Below are 17,410 nucleotides of genomic sequence, written 5' to 3'. Positions count from 1 at the left end.
GCGAACTCCAGAGGGTTGCCCCCAGATAGCCCGGTCATGCCGGCGAAGGAAAGGCGGCGAAACGTCCTGAGCTGACCTCTTGCGCGCCGAAAACCGTTTCCCACATCGTCAATCGAAGGTGCCGCTCGCGGGCCTTCCAGAGCGCCGGGGCCCATCAGGGACCGGAACTTTGATCACCCACCGCCGTCCCGGGCACAAAACGCGGGGCGGCTCCGTCTTGCTGATGATCAGGAGATCGACATGCGTACCATCGACTTCACACCCCTCTATCGCTCGGCCGTCGGCTTCGACCGTCTGGCAGGCCTTCTGGAAAGCGCCGCGCGCACCAGCCAGGAAAACGGCTGGCCGCCCTACAATATCGAGACGACGGGCGAGAACGCCTATCGGATCGAGATCGCCGTCGCCGGCTTCAAGCCCGACGAGCTGTCGCTCGAGGTCAAGGAAAACCTGCTGACCGTCGTCGGCACGAAGGCCGCCAATGACGACGCCGCCGCCGCGCAGAAGACCTATCTGCACCGCGGCCTGGCCGAACGCGATTTCGAGCGCCGGTTCCAGCTGGCCGACTACGTCATCGTCACCGACGCGAACCTGGACAATGGCCTGCTGTCCATCAGCCTGAAGCGCGAACTGCCCGAGGCCCTCAAGCCCCGCCGCATCGAGATCGGCACGGGCGCGGCGCGTCTGATCGAAGGCGAAGCCGCCGCTGCTTAATCCCGTGGCCGGCCTCAAGTAGCGCGAACGCGCGGCAGGCCCAAAATACCTGCCTCAAGTCGCGCTAACGGGCGATAGGCCACAAATGAAGGCGAGGGGGCGGCGCGGTGCGTCGCCCCTTTTCTATGCCGCGATCCGCTGGGCAGGCAGGCCCAGGGCATGGTCGAGGTGGGCCTCGACGAAGGTGGCCTCCATCACCGTCGCCCCGGTGAAATCGGCTCCGGCCAGGTCGGCTCCGTCCAGATTGGCCCGCGTCAGGTCGGTTCCATGAAGGCTGGCGTAGCGCAGGCGAGCCCCCTTGAGGACCGACGGCATCGACCGGGTCGGCCCCAGAGGCAGGGGCCCCAGCTGGGCACCGCCCAGGTTCGCCTTGTTGAGGATCGCGCCCGACATCCGGGCCCCGCGCAGGTCGGCCCCGCGCAGATCGGCCCCGCGCAGGTCGGCGTTCTCCAGATTGGCCCCCTGAAGGAACATCTTGCGCAGGTCGAAGCCGACCAGACAGGCCCCCCTGGCGCTGAGCGCCGGCAGCTTGAGCCCGGTCAGGCGATCGCCGAGGGGACGCAGATCCTCGCCGTCGAAACAGGCCGGTGCCCCCAGTTCGCCGCCGCTCTCGGCCCAGGCGTTGGCGTCCAGCGCCATCTCCATCAGGGTCTCGGCGCGGTCGATGGCGGCTGCGCTCGGCGCCCGCAGACTGCCGGTCATGTCTGTCCGGTCCAGGCGAGCGCTTTCCATGACCACGCCCGACAGGTCGGCTCCGATCAGCCGGGCTCCGGCCAGGTTGGCACCGCCCACCTCGGCCCCTTCGAGCATGGCACCCGACAGGTCGGCATCCTTGAGGTTTGCCCCCGTCAGCCGGGCCCCCTTCATCGAACAGTCGGTGAAGTCGGCCTTGAAGGCGCTGACGCCCTCGAAGCGCGAGCCGTCCAGGGTGGCGCCGGCGAACCGGGCCCCGTCGGCCAGGCCCGGCCGCTGTTCATGCTTCATCTCCGCCAGCCCCTTGGTGGCGTGGGGGATGGCGATGACGCCTTCGCGGAAGTCCGCCTGGGTCAGGTCGGCCTGGCTGAGGTTGGCCCCCTGGAGGCAGGTGCCCCGGATGTCGGCGCGCCGCAGACAGGCCCCCGACAGGTCCGCACCACGCAGGTCGCAGCCGAACAGGATCGCCCGTTCCAGCCGCGCGCCCGACATCCTGACCCCCTCCAGCGAGGATCCGGTGAAGTCGGCGTCGTCGAGCAGACGGCCGGTCAGGTCCAGCCCGGTCAGGTCCACGAATTTCAGCGACAGGCGGCGGCCGCCCGACTTGCCTTCGACGAAGCGGACGTGGGCCGTCACGAACAGATCCAGGTCGCCTTGACCCAGCTTGCGTCGCACTACGCTCATGCGGCCTTCTCCTCGATATTCAGACCCTTGACGCCGGTCAGGGTCGCTCCGGCGAAATCGGTATGTCGTGTCTGCGTCCCGTGCAGGTTGGCGCGGGTCAGGTCGGCGCCGGCCAGACAGGCCCGGCGCAGATCGGCTCCACCCAGATCGGCCCCTCTCAGAGTCGCGCCGGTCAGGTCGGCGGCCAGCAACCGGTCGGGGCCGATCATCAAGGGGCCCAGCTGGGCCTCGCGCATATCCGCCCCCGACAGTTTCGCGCCGGTCAGACGGGCACCCCGCAGGTCGGCGCGGCGCAGATGGGCCTGACGCAGGTCTGCACCTTCCAGGCGGGCACCCTGAAGCTGCACCCCCTCCATGTCGAGCCCGTAGAAGACGGCGCGGCGGGCCGACAGGGCGGTCAGGTTCAGGCCGGTGATCGACCGCAGCGGCCGCAGGTCGACGTCGTCGAAGACCGAGGGCTGTCCCTGGGCTCCGCCCGTCTCGCACCAGATCGCATGGTCATGCAGCATGTCGGCGGCGGGCAGGGCGTCGATCCGCGAACCGGAGGACCGGTCGTCGGTCAGGGCGCCTTCAAGGTTGGCCCCGTCGGTGCGCCACATCGCGGCCGTTACCCCCACCAGGACGGCGTCGCGCAGGTCGGCCCCTGACAGGTCCGCGCCCGACATGTCGGCACCGGCCAGGTCCGCGCCCCGGAAGCAGGCCTGTTTCAGATTGGCCCGGACCAGCTTGCAGTCCTTCATGATCGCGTTGGAGAAGTCGGCCGCCTGGGCGGCGATCCCCGACAGGCGCGAGCGTTGCAGATTGGCCCCGGCCAGACAGGCGCCCTGGGCCTGGGTGTCGTGCGACCGCGCCGCTTCGACAATGGCGAAACCCCCTTCGGGCCGTGCCGTGGCCAGGGTCCCTTCGCGCAGATCGGCCTCGAACAGATCGGCCCCCGACAGGTCGGCACCGCGCAGACAGGCGCCGCGAAGGTCGGCCCGTCGCAAACTGGCCTCGGTCAGGCTGGCACCTTGCAGGTCGGCCCCAAAGAAGATGGCGTTGTCGAGCTTGGCTCCGGTCAGGTCGCACCCGCTCAGGCAGGCTGCGGTGAAATCGGCATCGGCCAGGTTCCGGCCGGTCAGGACCAGACCCGAGATATCCATCCAGGCGAAGACGGCGCGAGCCCCGCCCGGCCTGGCCTGCCAGAGCCGGTCATGGCGCGCGCAGATCGCGTTCAGCTCGGACTGGCTGATGCGGCGTCTCGGTGGATGCTCGGCGAGCGGAGTCATGGTCGAAGCTTGCACCCGGCTCACTTAAGGAAGCCTTGCACAATCAGCGTTCTGTCACCCTCAGGCGGTCAGCAACCCCTGGGCCGACAGGGCGTCGGCCAGTTCGCCGGGACCGGTCCACAGGCGGGTGTAGCCAGCCTCGCCCAGCCGTTGCAGTTCGGTGACCAGATCAGCGCGTGGCGAGGCAGCGAAGCGGGCGTCGAAGCCGGCACCGTCGGCGCTGACCTTGACCATCGGCCGGCCCGTTTCCAGCCGGTGCAGGAAGCCCTCGCACAGCACCCGGGCCTCGGATCCCAGCAGCCCCGTCTCGACCGCGAGCCCCGCCTGGCGCAGCCGCTCGGTGCCGCGACCAGAGGCGAAGGGGGACGGATCCAGACAGGCCACCACCACCCGCGCGATCCCGGCCTCGGCCAGGAACTGGGCGCAGGACTGTCGGCCCGACGACCGCGCGCCGCAAGGTTCCAGGGTGACATAGGCCGTCGCGCCGCGAACGTCCGGGCCAGCGGCGGGCACAGCCTGTTCCTCGGCGTGGGGACGGCCGCCCGGCGCCGTCGCCGCCTCGGACAGCACGACGTCGTCCTTGACGATCACACAGCCGACGGCAGGGTTCGGCCAGGTCTCGCCCATCCGCGACAGGGCCAGTTCGATGGCCCGCCCCATGTGTTGGGTATCGTTGGATCCGCCCTCGCCGGATGACGCCGTCATGCGACCGGCGGCAGGGCTTGGGCCCGTCCTTCGTCGAGATACCGAGCCGCCGTGGGCTTCAGGTCGGCACCCAGGGTGATTTCCAGCGGATTCCCCGTCGGAATCTCGACGCCCACGATCTGGTCGTCCGGCACATCGAACAGCAGTTTGACGATGGCCCGCAGCGAGTTGCCGTGGGCCGTGATGAGCACATCCTCGCCGGCCTTCAGGCGCGGGGCGATGGCCTCGTTCCAGTAGGGCAGGACGCGGTCGAGCGTGGTCTTCAGGCTCTCGGTGTCGGGAATGGTCTGGCCGGCATAGCGGGGGTCGGCGTTGAAATCCCATTCACCGCCGGGGGCCAGCGGCGGGGGCGGGACGTCATAGCTGCGGCGCCAGACCTTGACCTGATCCTCGCCGTGTTTCGCCGCCGTCTCGGCCTTGTCGAGCCCGGTCAGGCCGCCATAGTGCCGCTCGTTCAGACGCCAGTCCTCGATGACAGGCACTCCGGCAAGCCCTGCCGATTGCAGGGCCAGGGCTCCGGTGCGTTTGGCGCGCGTCAGCACCGAGGTGAACATCACGATCGGCCTGAAATCCGCATCGGCGATCAGTTCGCCGCCCCGCCGCGCCTGGGCCTCGCCCTCAGGCGTAAGATCGACGTCGACCCAGCCGGTAAAGCGGTTTTCCAGGTTCCACTGGCTCTGGCCATGGCGCAACAGGATCAGACGAGGCATGGGCGGCTCCGCGAAGTTCAGCGCCCCGGCGTAGGTCGCACCTCGCCGGGGGTCAAGCGGGTCGGGACCGAACCGTGTCATCCGAAAGTCGCAATCCGAGGACTTTCAGCAGGTTGGTTGTGACCCGTAGGGGCATTGGCTATACCCGCGCGATCCTTCACGAGGGGCGGCCGGTCTCGGGTTTGCTTCCTTGCCTATCCACACCGCGACCACCAGGACCCGACCCCATGATGAAGCCGCGCCAGGACCTGACGCCGAACTCGATCGACTTCGAGAACATCCCCTTCGTCAAGCCGACGGGGTTCCGGGAGTATGACGCGCGCTGGATCCTGGACAAGGAGATCAACCTGCTGGGCATCCAGGCCCTGGGTCTGGGTCTGGCCACCTTCGTCCACGAGAGTGGCGTCCAGCCTCGCATCGTCGTCGGCCACGACTTCCGCTCCTATTCGCTGATGGTGAAGCAGGCGCTGATCCTGGGCCTGATCGAGGGCGGGATGGAGGTGCTGGACATCGGCCTGGCCCTGTCGCCGATGGCCTATTTCGGACAGTTCGCCCTGAATGCGCCGTGCGTCGCCATGGTCACCGCCTCGCACAATGAGAACGGCTGGACCGGCGTCAAGATGGGCACCAATCCGCCCGTCACCTTCGGACCGGACGAGATGGGCCGGTTGAAGGAAATCGTGCTGGGCGGCCTGGGTGTTTCGCGCCCGGGCGGACGGGTCGAGCGGATCGAGAATTTCCGGGAGACCTATCTCAAGGAGGTGGTCGGCGACATCAAGCTGTCGCGTCCGCTCAAGGTCATCGCCGCCTGTGGTAACGGCACGGCCGGTGCCTTCGCCCCCGACGCCCTGCGCATGATGGGCGCCGAGGTGATCGAGATGGACTGCGACCTCGACTACACCTTCCCGAAATACAATCCGAACCCCGAAGACCACGAGATGCTGGTCTCCATGGCTGAGCGGCTGCGCGAGACGGGCGCCGACCTGGCCCTGGGCTTCGATGGCGACGGCGACCGCTGCGGCGTGGTCGACGATACGGGCCACGAGATCTTCGCCGACAAGATCGGCCTGCTGCTGGCCCGCGATCTGTCAGCGATCTACAAGGACGCGACCTTCGTCGTCGATGTGAAGTCGACCGGCCTGTACAAGACCGACGAGGTGCTCAAGGCCAACGGTGCCACCACCGTCTACTGGAAGACGGGCCACTCCTACATCAAGCGCAAGACCGCCGAACTGGGGGCCCTGGCCGGGTTCGAGAAGTCGGGGCACTTCTTTTTGGCCAAGCCGATCGGCCGTGGCTACGACGACGGCCTGGTGGCCGCCGCCGCCGTGCTCCAGATGATGGACCGCAATCCGGGCAAGGCCCTGTCCGAGCTGAAGACCGCCCTGCCGGACGCCTGGACCAGCCTGACCATGTCGCCCCACTGTGGCGACGAGGTGAAATACGGGGTGCTCGACAAGATCGTCGCCGAGTACGAGAGACTCGCGGCCGAGGGCGGCTCGATCCTGGGGCGCAAGATCCTTGAGGTCATCACGGTCAACGGTGCCCGCGTCCATCTCGAGGACGGCTCTTGGGTCCTGGTCCGTGCCTCGTCGAACAAGCCCGAGATGGTCGTGGTGGTCGAATCCATGCGGTCCGAGGACGACATGCGCGCCCTGTTCCGCGAAGAGATCAAGCCGCGCCTGGCCGCCCACCCGGAAATCGGCGCCTACAATCAGGAAATCTGACACCAGATTGCGCGAGGACACTGGCGGGTCCAGTGTCGCCGCCTGAGTTGGAGGTCGAGTGGCTGAGGCGGCGTACCGGGTAGCGATCGTCGGCGGCGGCTTTTCCGGAGCCATGCTGGCGGCGCGGCTGGCCGAGACCGGCATCGCCTCGGTCCTCATCAACGACGGCGCGGAGATTGGCCTGGGCGTCGCCTATTCAACGGCGTTCGAAGGCCATCTGCTCAACGTTCGCTCCGGCCGGATGAGCGCGGTCGAGGGCAGGCCGGACGATTTCGTGGCGTGGCTGCGGACGAACCGGCCCGCGTTGGCCGACCCGATCGATTTTGCACCGCGGAAGGTCTACGGCGACTACGTCCGCGACCGGCTGGCGACTGTCGAGGCCGCGTTTCCCGGCAGAATCCAGCGGGTCCCGGGCCGCGCCGTCGCGATGGGCGATGGTGCCGTACAGCTGACCGATGGCTGCACCATCCCGGCCGACGCCGTCGTTCTGGCCACCGGCAATCCGGCCCCGGCGACGGCGTCCGGAGAGGTGGGAGGGCGGGTCATCGGCGACCCCTGGGCCGTCGGGGCGCTGGACCGGATCGAACCCGACGACAGCATCCTGATCATCGGCACGGGCCTGACCATGGTCGACATGATCCAGAGCCTTCTGGCCCAAGGCTGGAAGGGCCGGGCCACCGCCCTGTCGCGACGCGGCCTGTTGCCCCGCGCCCATGCCGCCACGCCTGACCTTCCCGCCGACCTGCCCGCGGAGGCCCTGACCGGGCCGGTGTCGAACCGTCTCGCGGCGGCGCGGTCGACGATCTGCGCCAGCGGCTGGCGCGGCGTGATGGAGGCCTATCGTCCAATCACCGCCGATCTGTGGGCGGCGGCTGACGTGGATCAGCGCGCCCGGATGGTGCGGCACCTGCGGCCCTGGTGGGACGTCCATCGCCACCGGATCGCCCCCCGGATCGCCGAGACCCTGACCGGCTTGGTCGCATCACGGCGGCTGCGGGTCGTCGCCGGTCGGCTGGGGGTGGTCGAGACGGATCGGGATGGCGTCTGGGCCGGCTGGTCGCCGCGCGCAGGGGGCGCTCAGCCGCCGCTGACCGCGAACTGGCTGATCGACTGCACGGGACCGGCGCATTCGCCCGCGACCGATCCCCTGACCGCGCCCCTGCTGGCCTCGGGTCGGGCTCGTCTGGACCCGCTGGGACTGGGGCTGGATCTCGATGCGTCGGGAAGGGTGCTGGACGCCCGGGGTGTCGCCGATCCGCGACTGTTCGTGCTGGGCCCACCGGCGCGCGCGGCCTTCTGGGAAACCATAGCGGTTCCGGATATTCGCAAGCGGATCGAGGGGGTCGTCGCGGCCCTGACCTGAGCCGTCGCGAAACCCTCAGGCTGCTACGGCCGCCGCCGCAGCAGGCTCGGCCAGCCGCTCGACCAGGTCCTTCAGCGCCATCGGCTTGCCGATGAAATAGCCCTGGGCGATGTCGCAGCCCATGCCCTGCAACAGGGCCATGGCCGTCGCGGTCTCGACCCCCTCGGCGACGACCTTGAGGCCCAGGCTGTGAGCCAGGTCGATGGTGGACTTGACCAGCAGGGCGTCGCGCGAGCTCTCGTCCAGGGCCAGGACGAAGGCCTTGTCGATCTTGAGTTCGTCGGCCCGGATCCGCTTCAGATAGGCCAGGGACGACAGGCCCGATCCATAGTCGTCGATCGACACCTTGACCCCCGCCGCCGAGAACCGGTCGATGATGGCCAGGGCCAGTTCGGGGTTGTCGATGACGGCGGTCTCGGTGATCTCGAAACACAGGTCGGCACCGCTGGTCGCGACCTCGTTCAGAGCGAAATCGGCGAAGGCCTCGTCGGACAGCAACCGGCCGGAGATATTGACCGACATCATCAGGGCGTGTCCCTGCTCGGCCAGGACCTTCTGATCGGTGATGGCCTGGCGGATGACCCATTCGGTCAGGGGGCGGATGTGGCCGGTTTCCTCGGCCATGCCGATGAACAGGTCGGGCGAGACGAAGCCGCGCCGGGGGTGTCGCCAGCGCATCAGCGCCTCGACCCCGGTGATGGCATTGGCGCGCAGGTCGTGCTTGGGCTGATAGGCCATCCAGACGTCGCCGGATTCCACCGCCGCCATAAGTTCCGAGATCAGCGACAGGTTGCCGCCGGGATCGCCGTAACTGGCCGCATCGAACAGGCTGCACCGACGACGCGCCGCGCGCGCCTGGTCCAGGGCGATGGCGGCGCGGTCGACGGTCGAATCGACGCCCGACAGGCTCTTGCCCGCGCGCGCAAGGCCGGCGGTCAGCGAGACATCGACGGTCGCGCCGTTGAGCCGCACCGGTGTCTCGGCCTGGGTGCAGATCGCCTCTGCGATAGCCTGGGCCTCGGCATCATCGCCGGCTGCAAAACTGAAGCCCAGGGTGCCGCCGCCGACACGGGCGATCGCGGAACCCTCCGTCAGCGTTCCCAGCCGGGTGCCGAGGGCCGACAGAAGCTGGGCCATGGAGTCATAGCCGATGGCGTTGCGCACGACCTCGAACCGGTCGACCCCGACCACCGCGACATAGACGCCCGGATGGGCAGCGGCCTGGCGTTCCAGCGACAGCCGGTTGGGCAGGCCGGTCTCCTGATCGTGCAGGGCCATGTGGGTCAGGCGAGCCTCACGATCACGAATGTCGCCGGCCATCAAGTTGAAGCTTGCGGCCAGGCGACCGATTTCGTCGGTCGATCCGACCTCGACCTCGGCATGCTCGCCCTGTTGCAGGCGGTGGACGGCGTCGTCGAGCGCGCTGATCGGCCGGGTCAGGCCGCGCGCCAGGACCCAGGTTCCGGCCATCAGCAGGGCCAGACCGGCCAGACCGATCACGGCCAGGGCCAGGAACAGCGGTTCATAGGGCTTCATCGCCCGCTTCAGGGGATAGTTGAGCACCAGCACCGCCGGCGCATCGGCGTCGAACGAGGGCAGGGCCCTGGCCAGGACCATGGCGGAACCCTCGGGGGTGCGGGTCGTGACGGCCCGGGCTGCGCCGTCGAAGGTCTGGCGGTCGAGCAAGGTGCCCAGCGGACTGGCGGCCCCGGCCATGTCGCGCCAGCCCGAGGTCGCGCGGGTGGCGACGGTGGCGTTCAGCGGAATGGCCGACAGGCTCTCCAGATTCTGCATCTGGCCGACGTCGAGCGCGTCCACAAACACGACCCAGCCGATCAGGACGGGAGCCATGATCGGGGCGGCGACAACCTGATAGGGGCCGGTACCGATCGTCATGACCCCGGCGTCGAGCCGGCCGGATTCCAGGCCCGCATACAGGGTGTCGATCGAGGCTTCATCGGGGTTCAGGCCGGCGGCAGTGACATAGCCGTCGATGCCGACGATCATGGCTCCGTCCACCTTCTGGCGGGCGCGCAGATTGTCGAGGGCCGAGCGGATCGTGGCCTCGTCATTGGTGGCGACGGCTTCGCGGAAGCCGAAATCCTGGGCCAGGACGGCCGCACCCTGGCGCAGTTGTTCGGACCGACCCGCCCAGATCTGGTTGTAGACGGCCCCCGAGGCCGTCAGTTCGTCGCGCACCACGCGGTGGGCGCTGGATGTCACCGCCGTGACCACGGCGATCGCGACCAGGACAAGGGCGATCCCGAACAGGCCCATGTAGAGGACCGTGAGTCGGGTCTGGAGCCGGTTGAAGCGAATCTTCATCGAACGGCGGCCCGACCGGAGAAATCACCGGTGATCAGCTGGCGCGACCCCGCTGCCGCCTGGGTATAGATCGTGGCGATCTCGTTGCCGCGTCCGGTCAGGCGGGGGTGCCAGACGCGCAGGGTGGCACCGCCGGCGGGCAGGCCGGTCACCGTGACGTCGCCGGTCGCCCCGGTCTTGGCTGCCCACGGGGTATCGACGACCTTCACATAGGCCAGCATCTGGTCGTGGATGTTGCAGCCCAGGGCGGCGACCCCGGCCGTCGAGAAGACGTGGCTTCGTGTCTCGTCACGGCCGAACAGCTCGATCTCGAACCGGTTGCCGCGCGAGAAGGAATAGACGTGGTGGCGGACCCGGTCGAGGTTCGGAAAGCTGACGGTCGCGCCGACCGGCACGACCAGGACGAAGGGATCGAACTGGACGTTGGCCTGGGTCACTCGCAATGGCCAGGGGAACCGGATCGGGCCCCGGGGCACACCGGAGTTGGGAACCACCGTGATCACGGCGTCGCGCACGGGCCGCCCGGCGGTGTCGCGGACGCTGACCGTCAGATCTGCGGCGACCGCGGGCAACCCGAAAAGCAAGGCCAAGGCCATGGCAAGAACAAAGCGCATTTCCCTGAAGTAACAGACGGCGGTGAACTTGGCGTAAACCATAATGCAATCCCAAGTTGTTATCTGTTTTGGCTTGCTTGCCTTTGAGGTAGCAAAGGTGGCGGCATTCAAGTGTCGTTAACCGTACTCGGGCTTGTTCGGCCTTGCTTGTCCTTTCCGGCATAGAGGCTGATCGTGTCCCTTCTCCCTGTCCCCGCGCTCTTGCGGGTATTGCGGCCTGGTCTGCAGTTGAGCGCATCGTTGGCAATCGCCGCCGTCCTGTTGAGCGCTGGTCCTGTCGCGGCACAGGTCTTCGACTGGGTTCCGGAATCGCGAACCGGCGGCAAGCTGTTGCTGACCGGCGGGGTGTCCGCGGTCGAGGGGTCGGGTGGGGGCGGCATCGCGACCTGGGCCGTGACGACGGGCTATGGTGCCGAGGATGGCGTCGGGGCCAATCTGCACGCCACCTGGATCAACCTGCCCGACTATGAGTTTCGCTCGGTCGGTGCTGCCGTCGGTCTGTGGGACCGGGTCGAGCTGTCGATCGCCCGTCAGGAGTTCGACACCGGCGCGACCGGTGCCCTGCTGGGTCTCGGCAAGGGGTTCACCTTCACCCAGGACATCGTGGGGCTGAAGGTCAAGGTGGCCGGCGACGCCGTCTATGACTCCGACAGCTGGATGCCCCAGATCGCCGTGGGGGCCCAGTTCAAGTCCAACGATCAGGGCGCGATCATCGCAGCCGTCGGCGGCCGGGACGACGAGGGGACGGATGTCTATGTCGCCGCGACCAAACTGTTCCTGGGACAGAGCCTGCTGGTCTCGGGGGCCGTGCGCTGGACCAACGCCAACCAGACGGGCCTGCTGGGCTATGGGGGTGATCGCAACGACGACCTGGAGCCCCAGTTCGAGGGATCGGTCGGATACCTGTTGAGCCCCAACCTGGTCGTTGGGGCCGAATATCGCACCAAGCCCGACAACCTGGGCTTTGCGAAGGAAGACGACTGGGTGGACGTCTATGCCGCCTATGCGCTGAACAAGCACCTGTCCGTCACGGCCGCCTGGGCTGATCTGGGGTCGATCGCGACCTTCGAGGATCAGCGCGGGCTTTATCTGTCCCTCCAGGTCGGGTTCTGAACCATGATCCGCATCGCCCTTGTCGCCGCCCTCGCTCTGATCGCTACGCCGGTCCTGGCCCAGGATGCCGCCCCAACCGCTCCTGCCGATGTCATGTCCACCGAGCATCCCGGTGAACTGGCCGTGGCCCCCTACGCGCAATCCAACGCCCATGCCGGTGCGACGCCGTTCGAGGGCACGGCCATGTACGAGGCCTTTCACGGCGAGGCCGGCGTCGGGCGGATCGTGGATGGACTGGTCGCGCGCAGCGTCGCCGATCCCCGCATCTCGGGCATCTTCGCGGCCTCGGATCTGGTGCGCCTGCGCCGGACACTGAAGGAGCAGTTCTGCTATATCTTGGGCGGCGCCTGTGCCTATACGGGTCGCGACATGGCGGCCTCCCACGCCGAGATGGGAGCTCAGGCGGCGGACATGGGGGCGCTGGTCGAGAACCTTCAGGCCGCCATGCGCGAGGAGGGTGTGCCCTTCGCGGTGCAGAACCGTTTTCTGGCAAAGCTTGCCCCGATGAAGCCCGACGTGGTCACGCGCTGACACGGAATCGGCGCCTATCGTCTTCGCGCTGCAACATTTCTGTTGCGCGAACGGTGGCCTCCAGCCCAATCTGACATCCAGCCTTAGAGGAGCAGGGCCACGTTCGACGAGATGACAGGCACGAGCGGACCCGGAGAGGTCCGTCACCCCTACCGGACCCTGTCCCGGTGGCTGGATGCCGCGCCGGCTGACCTTCTGACGTCGCGCTCGCGTCAGGCCGAGCTGTTCTTCCGCCGCATGGGGGTGACCTTCGCCGTCTATGGCGACGTCGAGTCCAACGAGCGGCTGATCCCCTTCGACGTGGTGCCCCGCATCATCGGCGCCGCCGAATGGGCTGCGCTGGAGAAGGGCCTGGTCCAGCGGGTCAACGGGCTCAACGCCTTCCTCAAGGACATCTACGGTGCCCAGGAATGCATCAAGGCGGGGATCATCCCGGCCGACCTGATCTTCACCAACCCGCATTACCGGCCCGAAATGCAGGGCCGTCGTCCGCCCGGCGACATCTGGACCCATATCTGCGGCGTCGATCTGGTCCGCACGGGCGAGGACGGCTTCATCGTGCTGGAGGACAACTGCCGCACCCCGTCGGGCGTCTCCTACATGCTGGAGAACCGCGAGATGATGATGCGGCTGTTCCCCGACCTGTTTGCCGAACACCGCATCCGGCCGGTCGAGACCTATACGGACATGCTGCTGTCCTCGCTCCAGGCCTCGGCGCCGGAAGGGGCGGGCGGTGATCCGAACATCGTCGTCCTGACCCCCGGGCCCTACAATTCGGCCTACTACGAGCACTCGTTCCTGGCCGACAAGCTGGGGGTCGAACTGGTCGAGGGGGGCGATCTGTTCGTCAACGACGACATCGTCTTCATGCGTACGACCCAGGGACCCAAGCGCGTCGACGTCATCTATCGCCGCATCGACGACGACTGGCTGGACCCCCTGACCTTCCGTCCGGATTCGTCGGTCGGGGTGCCCAGCATAATGAACGCCTATGCGGCCGGCAACGTCACCCTGTCGAACGCGGTCGGGACCGGCGTGGCCGACGACAAGGCCGTCTACACATACATGCCCGAGATCATCCGGTTCTTCTCGGGCGAGGAGCCGATCCTCAAGAACGTGCCGACCTGGCGTTGCCGCGAGCCGGACGCGCTGAAGGAGGTTCTCGACAAGCTGCCGGAACTGGTCGTCAAGGAGGTCGGGGGATCGGGCGGCTACGGCATGCTGGTCGGCCCCGCCTCGACCAAGGCCGAGATCGAAGAGTTCCGGGCCAAGCTGATCGCCGACCCCGACGACTTCATCGCCCAGCCGACCCTGTCGCTCTCGACCGCGCCGACGCTGGACGGTACTGGCCTGTCGCCGCGCCACGTCGATCTGCGGCCCTTCGTGCTGTCGAGCCCGGCGGGGGTCAAGGTCGCGCCCGGCGGCCTGACGCGGGTGGCGCTCAAGGCGGGGTCGCTGGTCGTCAACTCCAGCCAGGGCGGCGGGACCAAGGATACGTGGGTGCTGGATGAGTGATCGCCCATGCTGAGCCGGACTGCCGAGAGCCTTTACTGGACCGGCCGCTATATGGAGCGGGCCGATTTCCTGGCGCGCATCCTGGAAGCCGCCGTGCGTCTGGCCGCCTTGCCGGCCAAGGATGGGGCGGCCGCCACTGCCTGGGCGAGCGCCATCGCTTCGGCCGGGGTCAGTCGCGCCTTCGCCGCCTCGGGCCGGTCGCCGACCGAGAAGTCGGTGCGCGAATATCTGGCCTTCGCTTCGGACAATCCGTCGTCGATCCGGGCCTGCATCACCGCTGCCCGCACCAATGCCCGGTCTGTTCGCACCGCCCTGACCATCGAGCTGTGGGAGGCGATCAACGGCGCCTGGAACGGGCTGAACGAGCTGGGCGAGCCGGGCAAGCGCGACGACTTCGTGCGCTTCCTCGAATGGGTCAAGTCGACGTCGCTGAACGTCGAGGGGGCCTCGTCGCGGACCATGCTGAGGAACGACGCCTACTGGTTCCTGAGGCTGGGCATGGCGATCGAGCGGGCCGACAACACCGCCCGTCTGCTCGACGTCAAATACCATCTTCTGCTGCCGGCGGGCGAGCGGGTCGGGGGCCAGCTCGACTATTTCCAGTGGACGACGCTGCTGCGCGAGGTCTCGGCCCTGACCGCCTATCGGTGGGTTTACCGTGAGTCCGTGCGGCCCTGGCTGGTCGCCGACCTGATGGTGCTGAACCGCCAGATGCCGCGGTCGCTGGCCTCGTGTCAGGGGATGATCGTGTCGTATCTGGAGCGGCTGGCGACCGACTATGGGCGAAGGGGCCCGGCCCAGCGGCTGGCCTCGGCTCGACTGGCCCAGTTCAACGATGCGAGGATCGAGGACATCTTCCAGTCCGGCCTGCACGAATACATCCTGGGTTTCCTCGGCGAGAACAACAAGCTCGCGGCGGCGATCCAGGACCAGTATCTGGTTTAGATCATGCGTATCCGGATCGACTACGAAACCCGTTATTCCTACTCGAGGCCCGCGCGGTTCATCGTCCAGAATCTGCGGGTCACGCCGCGCTCGACCGAAAGCCAGCAGGTGCGGGAGTGGCGGATCGAAACCGACGTGGACACCAAGTTGCGCCGCGCCGAGGACTCGTTCGGCAACATCGTCCACACCCTGTACACCGAGCGGCCGACCGAGCGACTGACGGTCCGGGTCACCGGGGAGGTGGCGACGACCGAGACCGGCGGCGTGCTGCGCGGTGTGCCCGAGCGGCTGTCGCCCCAGGTCTATCTGAGGGACAGCACGCTGACCCATGCCGATGCCGCACTGCGCGCCTTCGCCGATCGGGTCGGCCCCGGCGACGACCTGACCCGGCTGCACCGGCTGATGGCCATGATCCACGAGGAGGTGGCCTTCATGGTCGGGTCGACCACGGCCGACCACACCGCCGCCGACGCCTTCGCCCAGAAGCAGGGCGTGTGTCAGGACCACGCCCAGATCTTCATCGCCTGCGCCCGCCGCATCGGGATCCCGGCCCGCTACGTCTCGGGCCATCTGCACCGCACCGACGGGCTTGAAAATCAGGACGCCGCCCATGCCTGGGCCGAGGGCTGGGTCCAGGACCTGGGCTGGGTCGGGTTCGACGCCGCCAACGGGATCGCGCCCACCGAACACTATGTCCGGGTGGCCTCGGGCCTGGATGCGCTGGGGGCCACGCCGTTCAGGGGGACCAGCTACGGCGGCGGGATGGAGACCATGACCGTGGCCCTGCGTGTGCGCCAGATGCAACAGCTTCAGCAGCAACAGCAAGGAATTGGCTGGTGACCCTTTGGCAAGGGTCGCCGTGCGACACGAATCTGTTAGCGTTTCCTGTCCTTGCGGCGATGTCGTGCGTTTGGGGTCCGAATTGAACCGATGACCTATTGCGTCGGAATGCTGGTGAACGATGGATTGGCGATGATCGCCGACACGCGCACGAACGCGGGTGTCGACAACATCTCGTCGTTCAAGAAGCTGCACGTCACCCAGGTTCCGGGCGACCGGGTCATCGCCATCGCCACCGCCGGAAATCTTTCGGTCACCCAGATGGCCCTGTCGACGGTGTCCAAGGGCATCAAGATGCCGGGCAGCGACCAGATCGAAACCCTGGAGACCGTGCCCTCGATGTTCCGCGCGGCCCAGATCGTCGGCCATGCGCTCAAGAGTGTCCGCGACGAGATTTCACCGCCTTCGCAGGAAGCCGACGCCCTGCGCCTCAGCGCCAGCATGTTACTGGGCGGACAGGTCAAGGGCGGTCAGCTGCGGCTTTATCTGATCTATGCCCAGGGCAATTTCATCGAATGTGGTGAAGACACCCCCTATCTGCAGGTCGGCGAGTTGAAGTACGGCAAGCCCATTCTGGATCGGGCCCTGCGTCCCGCAACGCCGATGGCCGAGGCGGTCAAGCTGGGGTTGATCTCGTTCGATTCCACGATCCGTTCCAACATCGCCGTGGGCCCACCGTTCGACATGATCGTCATCCCGCGCGACGGGCTTACCGGCGCGCAACGCCGGATCGAGACCGACGACCCCTATTTCAAGGATCTGGGCCGCCGCTGGTCCGAGGCCCTCGCCCATGCCCACCGCGCCATGCCCGCCCCGCCCTGGCTGGAAGAACCCGCGATGGCCGGTCGCCCGAACATCTCGATCGTCAGCTAGGTCGGGGTCAGAGGCACCCTCCGCCTTGCCCGGTCGGTGGTTCGTGGTTCGTGGTTCGTGGTTGTCGCATCTTCGATCCCACGCCACGGCGGCGGTGAGTCGCCGCAGCCAGACGCAGCAACCACAAACCACGAACCACTAATCACTCACCACACACACCTCTTCGTCCTCACGCGCGGTTGCGCTGAAGCGATGGGAAGGACCGGCGGAGCGTCCGGGCTCTCGCCCGGAATAGGGGTAGTGATTACCGTTTCGGCGAAAGACAGACGCTCCGCGCATGTGGTTTTCCAGGAGCTGTACGGCTCGGTCTCCCGAACCAGCGGGGGTGTTAACCCCTTGCCGCTACCGCGCCCCCGGCGGGAAGGCGGGCGCCTTGCGTGCCCGTCCCCTGGACGATCCGACTCTCTGCGCCAGACCCTTTGCACGGCCGGCGACACCGCCCCCGATCCCCCGGGCGCCGTGCCCAGCCTCCCGAGGGACGCCGGCTTCGGAGCTCGCCAAGGCTGACCGGAGACGAGGCCTCGACCGCCCCGCTCCACACACCCCCGCCGCAACAAGATCGCAAGGCCTTGCGCCCTTCCCCGCGACGGGACGAAGGGCAGTATAGCGGACGTTGAGACCTGGGCGCGTTCGAGGGGGCGAGAAATCCGCAATCCGTTGCAGGGCAAGGGATTGGACGTTTGAAGTTCGCAAGTTCGAGGCGTCGGACAAGCCGTCTCCTCCCCGTCGCGAAGCGATGGGGAGGTGGATCCGAGCTCTTGCGAGGAGACGGAGGGGGAGACTCGGTGTCGGG

General features: G+C 67.7%; 15 protein-coding genes. 9 read left to right on the top strand and 6 right to left on the bottom strand.

Annotated features, from left to right (window positions below; translation table 11 throughout):
• Positions 1-240 precede the first annotated feature (240 nt).
• The gene (locus ACILQR_RS05550; RefSeq protein WP_395650484.1) at positions 241-711 is read left to right on the top strand and encodes an Hsp20 family protein; all 471 of its coding nucleotides are present in this window, start codon (positions 241-243) and stop codon (positions 709-711) included.
• Between the two features lie 123 nt (positions 712-834).
• Here the strand turns inward: ACILQR_RS05550 and ACILQR_RS05545 are convergent, their stop codons facing one another.
• From ACILQR_RS05545 to ACILQR_RS05530, 4 genes are read right to left on the bottom strand one after another with little or no spacing between them, the layout of a single operon-like run.
• Entirely contained in the window at positions 835-2,088 is a 1,254-nt protein-coding gene (locus ACILQR_RS05545) for a pentapeptide repeat-containing protein (RefSeq protein ID WP_395650483.1), read from the bottom strand.
• Positions 2,085-3,356, bottom strand: a complete 1,272-nt coding sequence (locus ACILQR_RS05540; protein ID WP_395650482.1) for a pentapeptide repeat-containing protein — start codon at positions 3,354-3,356, stop codon at positions 2,085-2,087. Before ACILQR_RS05540 ends, ACILQR_RS05545 begins: the two co-directional genes overlap by 4 nt.
• Positions 3,357-3,416: 60 nt before the next feature.
• On the bottom strand, positions 3,417-4,061 hold the full coding sequence (locus tag ACILQR_RS05535; RefSeq protein WP_395650481.1) for a bifunctional diaminohydroxyphosphoribosylaminopyrimidine deaminase/5-amino-6-(5-phosphoribosylamino)uracil reductase RibD: 645 nt from the start codon (positions 4,059-4,061) through the stop codon (positions 3,417-3,419).
• Positions 4,058-4,771 (bottom strand): 2,3-diphosphoglycerate-dependent phosphoglycerate mutase, encoded by a 714-nt coding sequence (locus ACILQR_RS05530; RefSeq protein WP_395650480.1) that lies wholly within the window; start codon positions 4,769-4,771, stop codon positions 4,058-4,060. The genes ACILQR_RS05535 and ACILQR_RS05530 overlap by 4 nt, the downstream gene beginning before the upstream one ends.
• Before the next feature lie 227 nt (positions 4,772-4,998).
• Between ACILQR_RS05530 and ACILQR_RS05525 the strand changes: the two genes are divergently transcribed.
• Together ACILQR_RS05525 and ACILQR_RS05520 are read left to right on the top strand one after the other, a co-directional pair.
• A complete protein-coding gene (locus ACILQR_RS05525) occupies positions 4,999-6,498 on the top strand; it encodes a phosphomannomutase/phosphoglucomutase (protein WP_395650479.1) in 1,500 nt (499 codons plus the stop codon).
• A gap of 58 nt (positions 6,499-6,556) precedes the next feature.
• Entirely contained in the window at positions 6,557-7,861 is a 1,305-nt protein-coding gene (locus ACILQR_RS05520; protein WP_395650478.1) for an FAD/NAD(P)-binding protein, read from the top strand.
• 15 nt (positions 7,862-7,876) lie between these two features.
• Here ACILQR_RS05520 and ACILQR_RS05515 read toward each other — a convergent pair whose 3' ends face one another.
• Together ACILQR_RS05515 and ACILQR_RS05510 are read right to left on the bottom strand one after the other, a co-directional pair.
• Positions 7,877-10,186: a putative bifunctional diguanylate cyclase/phosphodiesterase gene (locus ACILQR_RS05515; RefSeq protein WP_395650477.1), complete on the bottom strand. Its 2,310-nt coding sequence runs from the start codon at positions 10,184-10,186 to the stop codon at positions 7,877-7,879.
• Entirely contained in the window at positions 10,183-10,842 is a 660-nt protein-coding gene (locus tag ACILQR_RS05510; RefSeq protein ID WP_395650476.1) for a methylamine utilization protein, read from the bottom strand. Before ACILQR_RS05510 ends, ACILQR_RS05515 begins: the two co-directional genes overlap by 4 nt.
• A gap of 198 nt (positions 10,843-11,040) precedes the next feature.
• On the opposite strand from ACILQR_RS05510, the gene ACILQR_RS05505 reads away from it, so the two are divergent.
• The 6 genes from ACILQR_RS05505 (at position 11,041) to ACILQR_RS05480 (ending at position 16,617) form a co-directional block, all read left to right on the top strand.
• Positions 11,041-11,913 (top strand): DUF3034 family protein, encoded by an 873-nt coding sequence (locus ACILQR_RS05505; RefSeq protein ID WP_395650475.1) that lies wholly within the window; start codon positions 11,041-11,043, stop codon positions 11,911-11,913.
• A 3-nt stretch (positions 11,914-11,916) separates the two neighbouring features.
• Positions 11,917-12,444, top strand: a complete 528-nt coding sequence (locus tag ACILQR_RS05500; RefSeq protein WP_395650474.1) for a group 1 truncated hemoglobin — start codon at positions 11,917-11,919, stop codon at positions 12,442-12,444.
• A gap of 111 nt (positions 12,445-12,555) precedes the next feature.
• Entirely contained in the window at positions 12,556-13,959 is a 1,404-nt protein-coding gene (locus tag ACILQR_RS05495; RefSeq protein WP_395650473.1) for a circularly permuted type 2 ATP-grasp protein, read from the top strand.
• A gap of 6 nt (positions 13,960-13,965) precedes the next feature.
• The gene (locus ACILQR_RS05490) at positions 13,966-14,904 is read left to right on the top strand and encodes an alpha-E domain-containing protein (RefSeq protein WP_271145673.1); all 939 of its coding nucleotides are present in this window, start codon (positions 13,966-13,968) and stop codon (positions 14,902-14,904) included.
• 3 nt (positions 14,905-14,907) lie between these two features.
• Positions 14,908-15,744 (top strand): transglutaminase domain-containing protein, encoded by an 837-nt coding sequence (locus ACILQR_RS05485; protein ID WP_395650472.1) that lies wholly within the window; start codon positions 14,908-14,910, stop codon positions 15,742-15,744.
• 90 nt (positions 15,745-15,834) lie between these two features.
• On the top strand, positions 15,835-16,617 hold the full coding sequence (locus ACILQR_RS05480; protein WP_395650471.1) for a peptidase: 783 nt from the start codon (positions 15,835-15,837) through the stop codon (positions 16,615-16,617).
• Positions 16,618-17,410: the final 793 nt, after the last annotated feature.

Origin of the sequence: Brevundimonas sp. (assembly GCF_044239655.1) — a bacterium.
Lineage (GTDB): Bacteria > Pseudomonadota > Alphaproteobacteria > Caulobacterales > Caulobacteraceae > Brevundimonas.
This window is presented reverse-complemented; position numbering and strand designations above follow the sequence as displayed.

Bases quoted from the DNA above. Each gene is read 5' to 3' on its own strand.
- ACILQR_RS05550 (WP_395650484.1), top strand. From the start codon at position 241: ATGCGTACCATCGACTTCACACCCCTCTATCGCTCGGCCGTCGGCTTC.
- ACILQR_RS05545 (WP_395650483.1), bottom strand. From the start codon at position 2,088: ATGAGCGTAGTGCGACGCAAGCTGGGTCAAGGCGACCTGGATCTGTTC.
- ACILQR_RS05540 (WP_395650482.1), bottom strand. From the start codon at position 3,356: ATGACTCCGCTCGCCGAGCATCCACCGAGACGCCGCATCAGCCAGTCC.
- ACILQR_RS05535 (WP_395650481.1), bottom strand. From the start codon at position 4,061: ATGACGGCGTCATCCGGCGAGGGCGGATCCAACGATACCCAACACATG.
- ACILQR_RS05530 (WP_395650480.1), bottom strand. From the start codon at position 4,771: ATGCCTCGTCTGATCCTGTTGCGCCATGGCCAGAGCCAGTGGAACCTG.
- ACILQR_RS05525 (WP_395650479.1), top strand. From the start codon at position 4,999: ATGATGAAGCCGCGCCAGGACCTGACGCCGAACTCGATCGACTTCGAG.
- ACILQR_RS05515 (WP_395650477.1), bottom strand. From the start codon at position 10,186: ATGAAGATTCGCTTCAACCGGCTCCAGACCCGACTCACGGTCCTCTAC.
- ACILQR_RS05510 (WP_395650476.1), bottom strand. From the start codon at position 10,842: ATGGTTTACGCCAAGTTCACCGCCGTCTGTTACTTCAGGGAAATGCGC.
- ACILQR_RS05500 (WP_395650474.1), top strand. From the start codon at position 11,917: ATGATCCGCATCGCCCTTGTCGCCGCCCTCGCTCTGATCGCTACGCCG.
- ACILQR_RS05495 (WP_395650473.1), top strand. From the start codon at position 12,556: ATGACAGGCACGAGCGGACCCGGAGAGGTCCGTCACCCCTACCGGACC.
- ACILQR_RS05490 (WP_271145673.1), top strand. From the start codon at position 13,966: ATGCTGAGCCGGACTGCCGAGAGCCTTTACTGGACCGGCCGCTATATG.
- ACILQR_RS05485 (WP_395650472.1), top strand. From the start codon at position 14,908: ATGCGTATCCGGATCGACTACGAAACCCGTTATTCCTACTCGAGGCCC.
- ACILQR_RS05480 (WP_395650471.1), top strand. From the start codon at position 15,835: ATGACCTATTGCGTCGGAATGCTGGTGAACGATGGATTGGCGATGATC.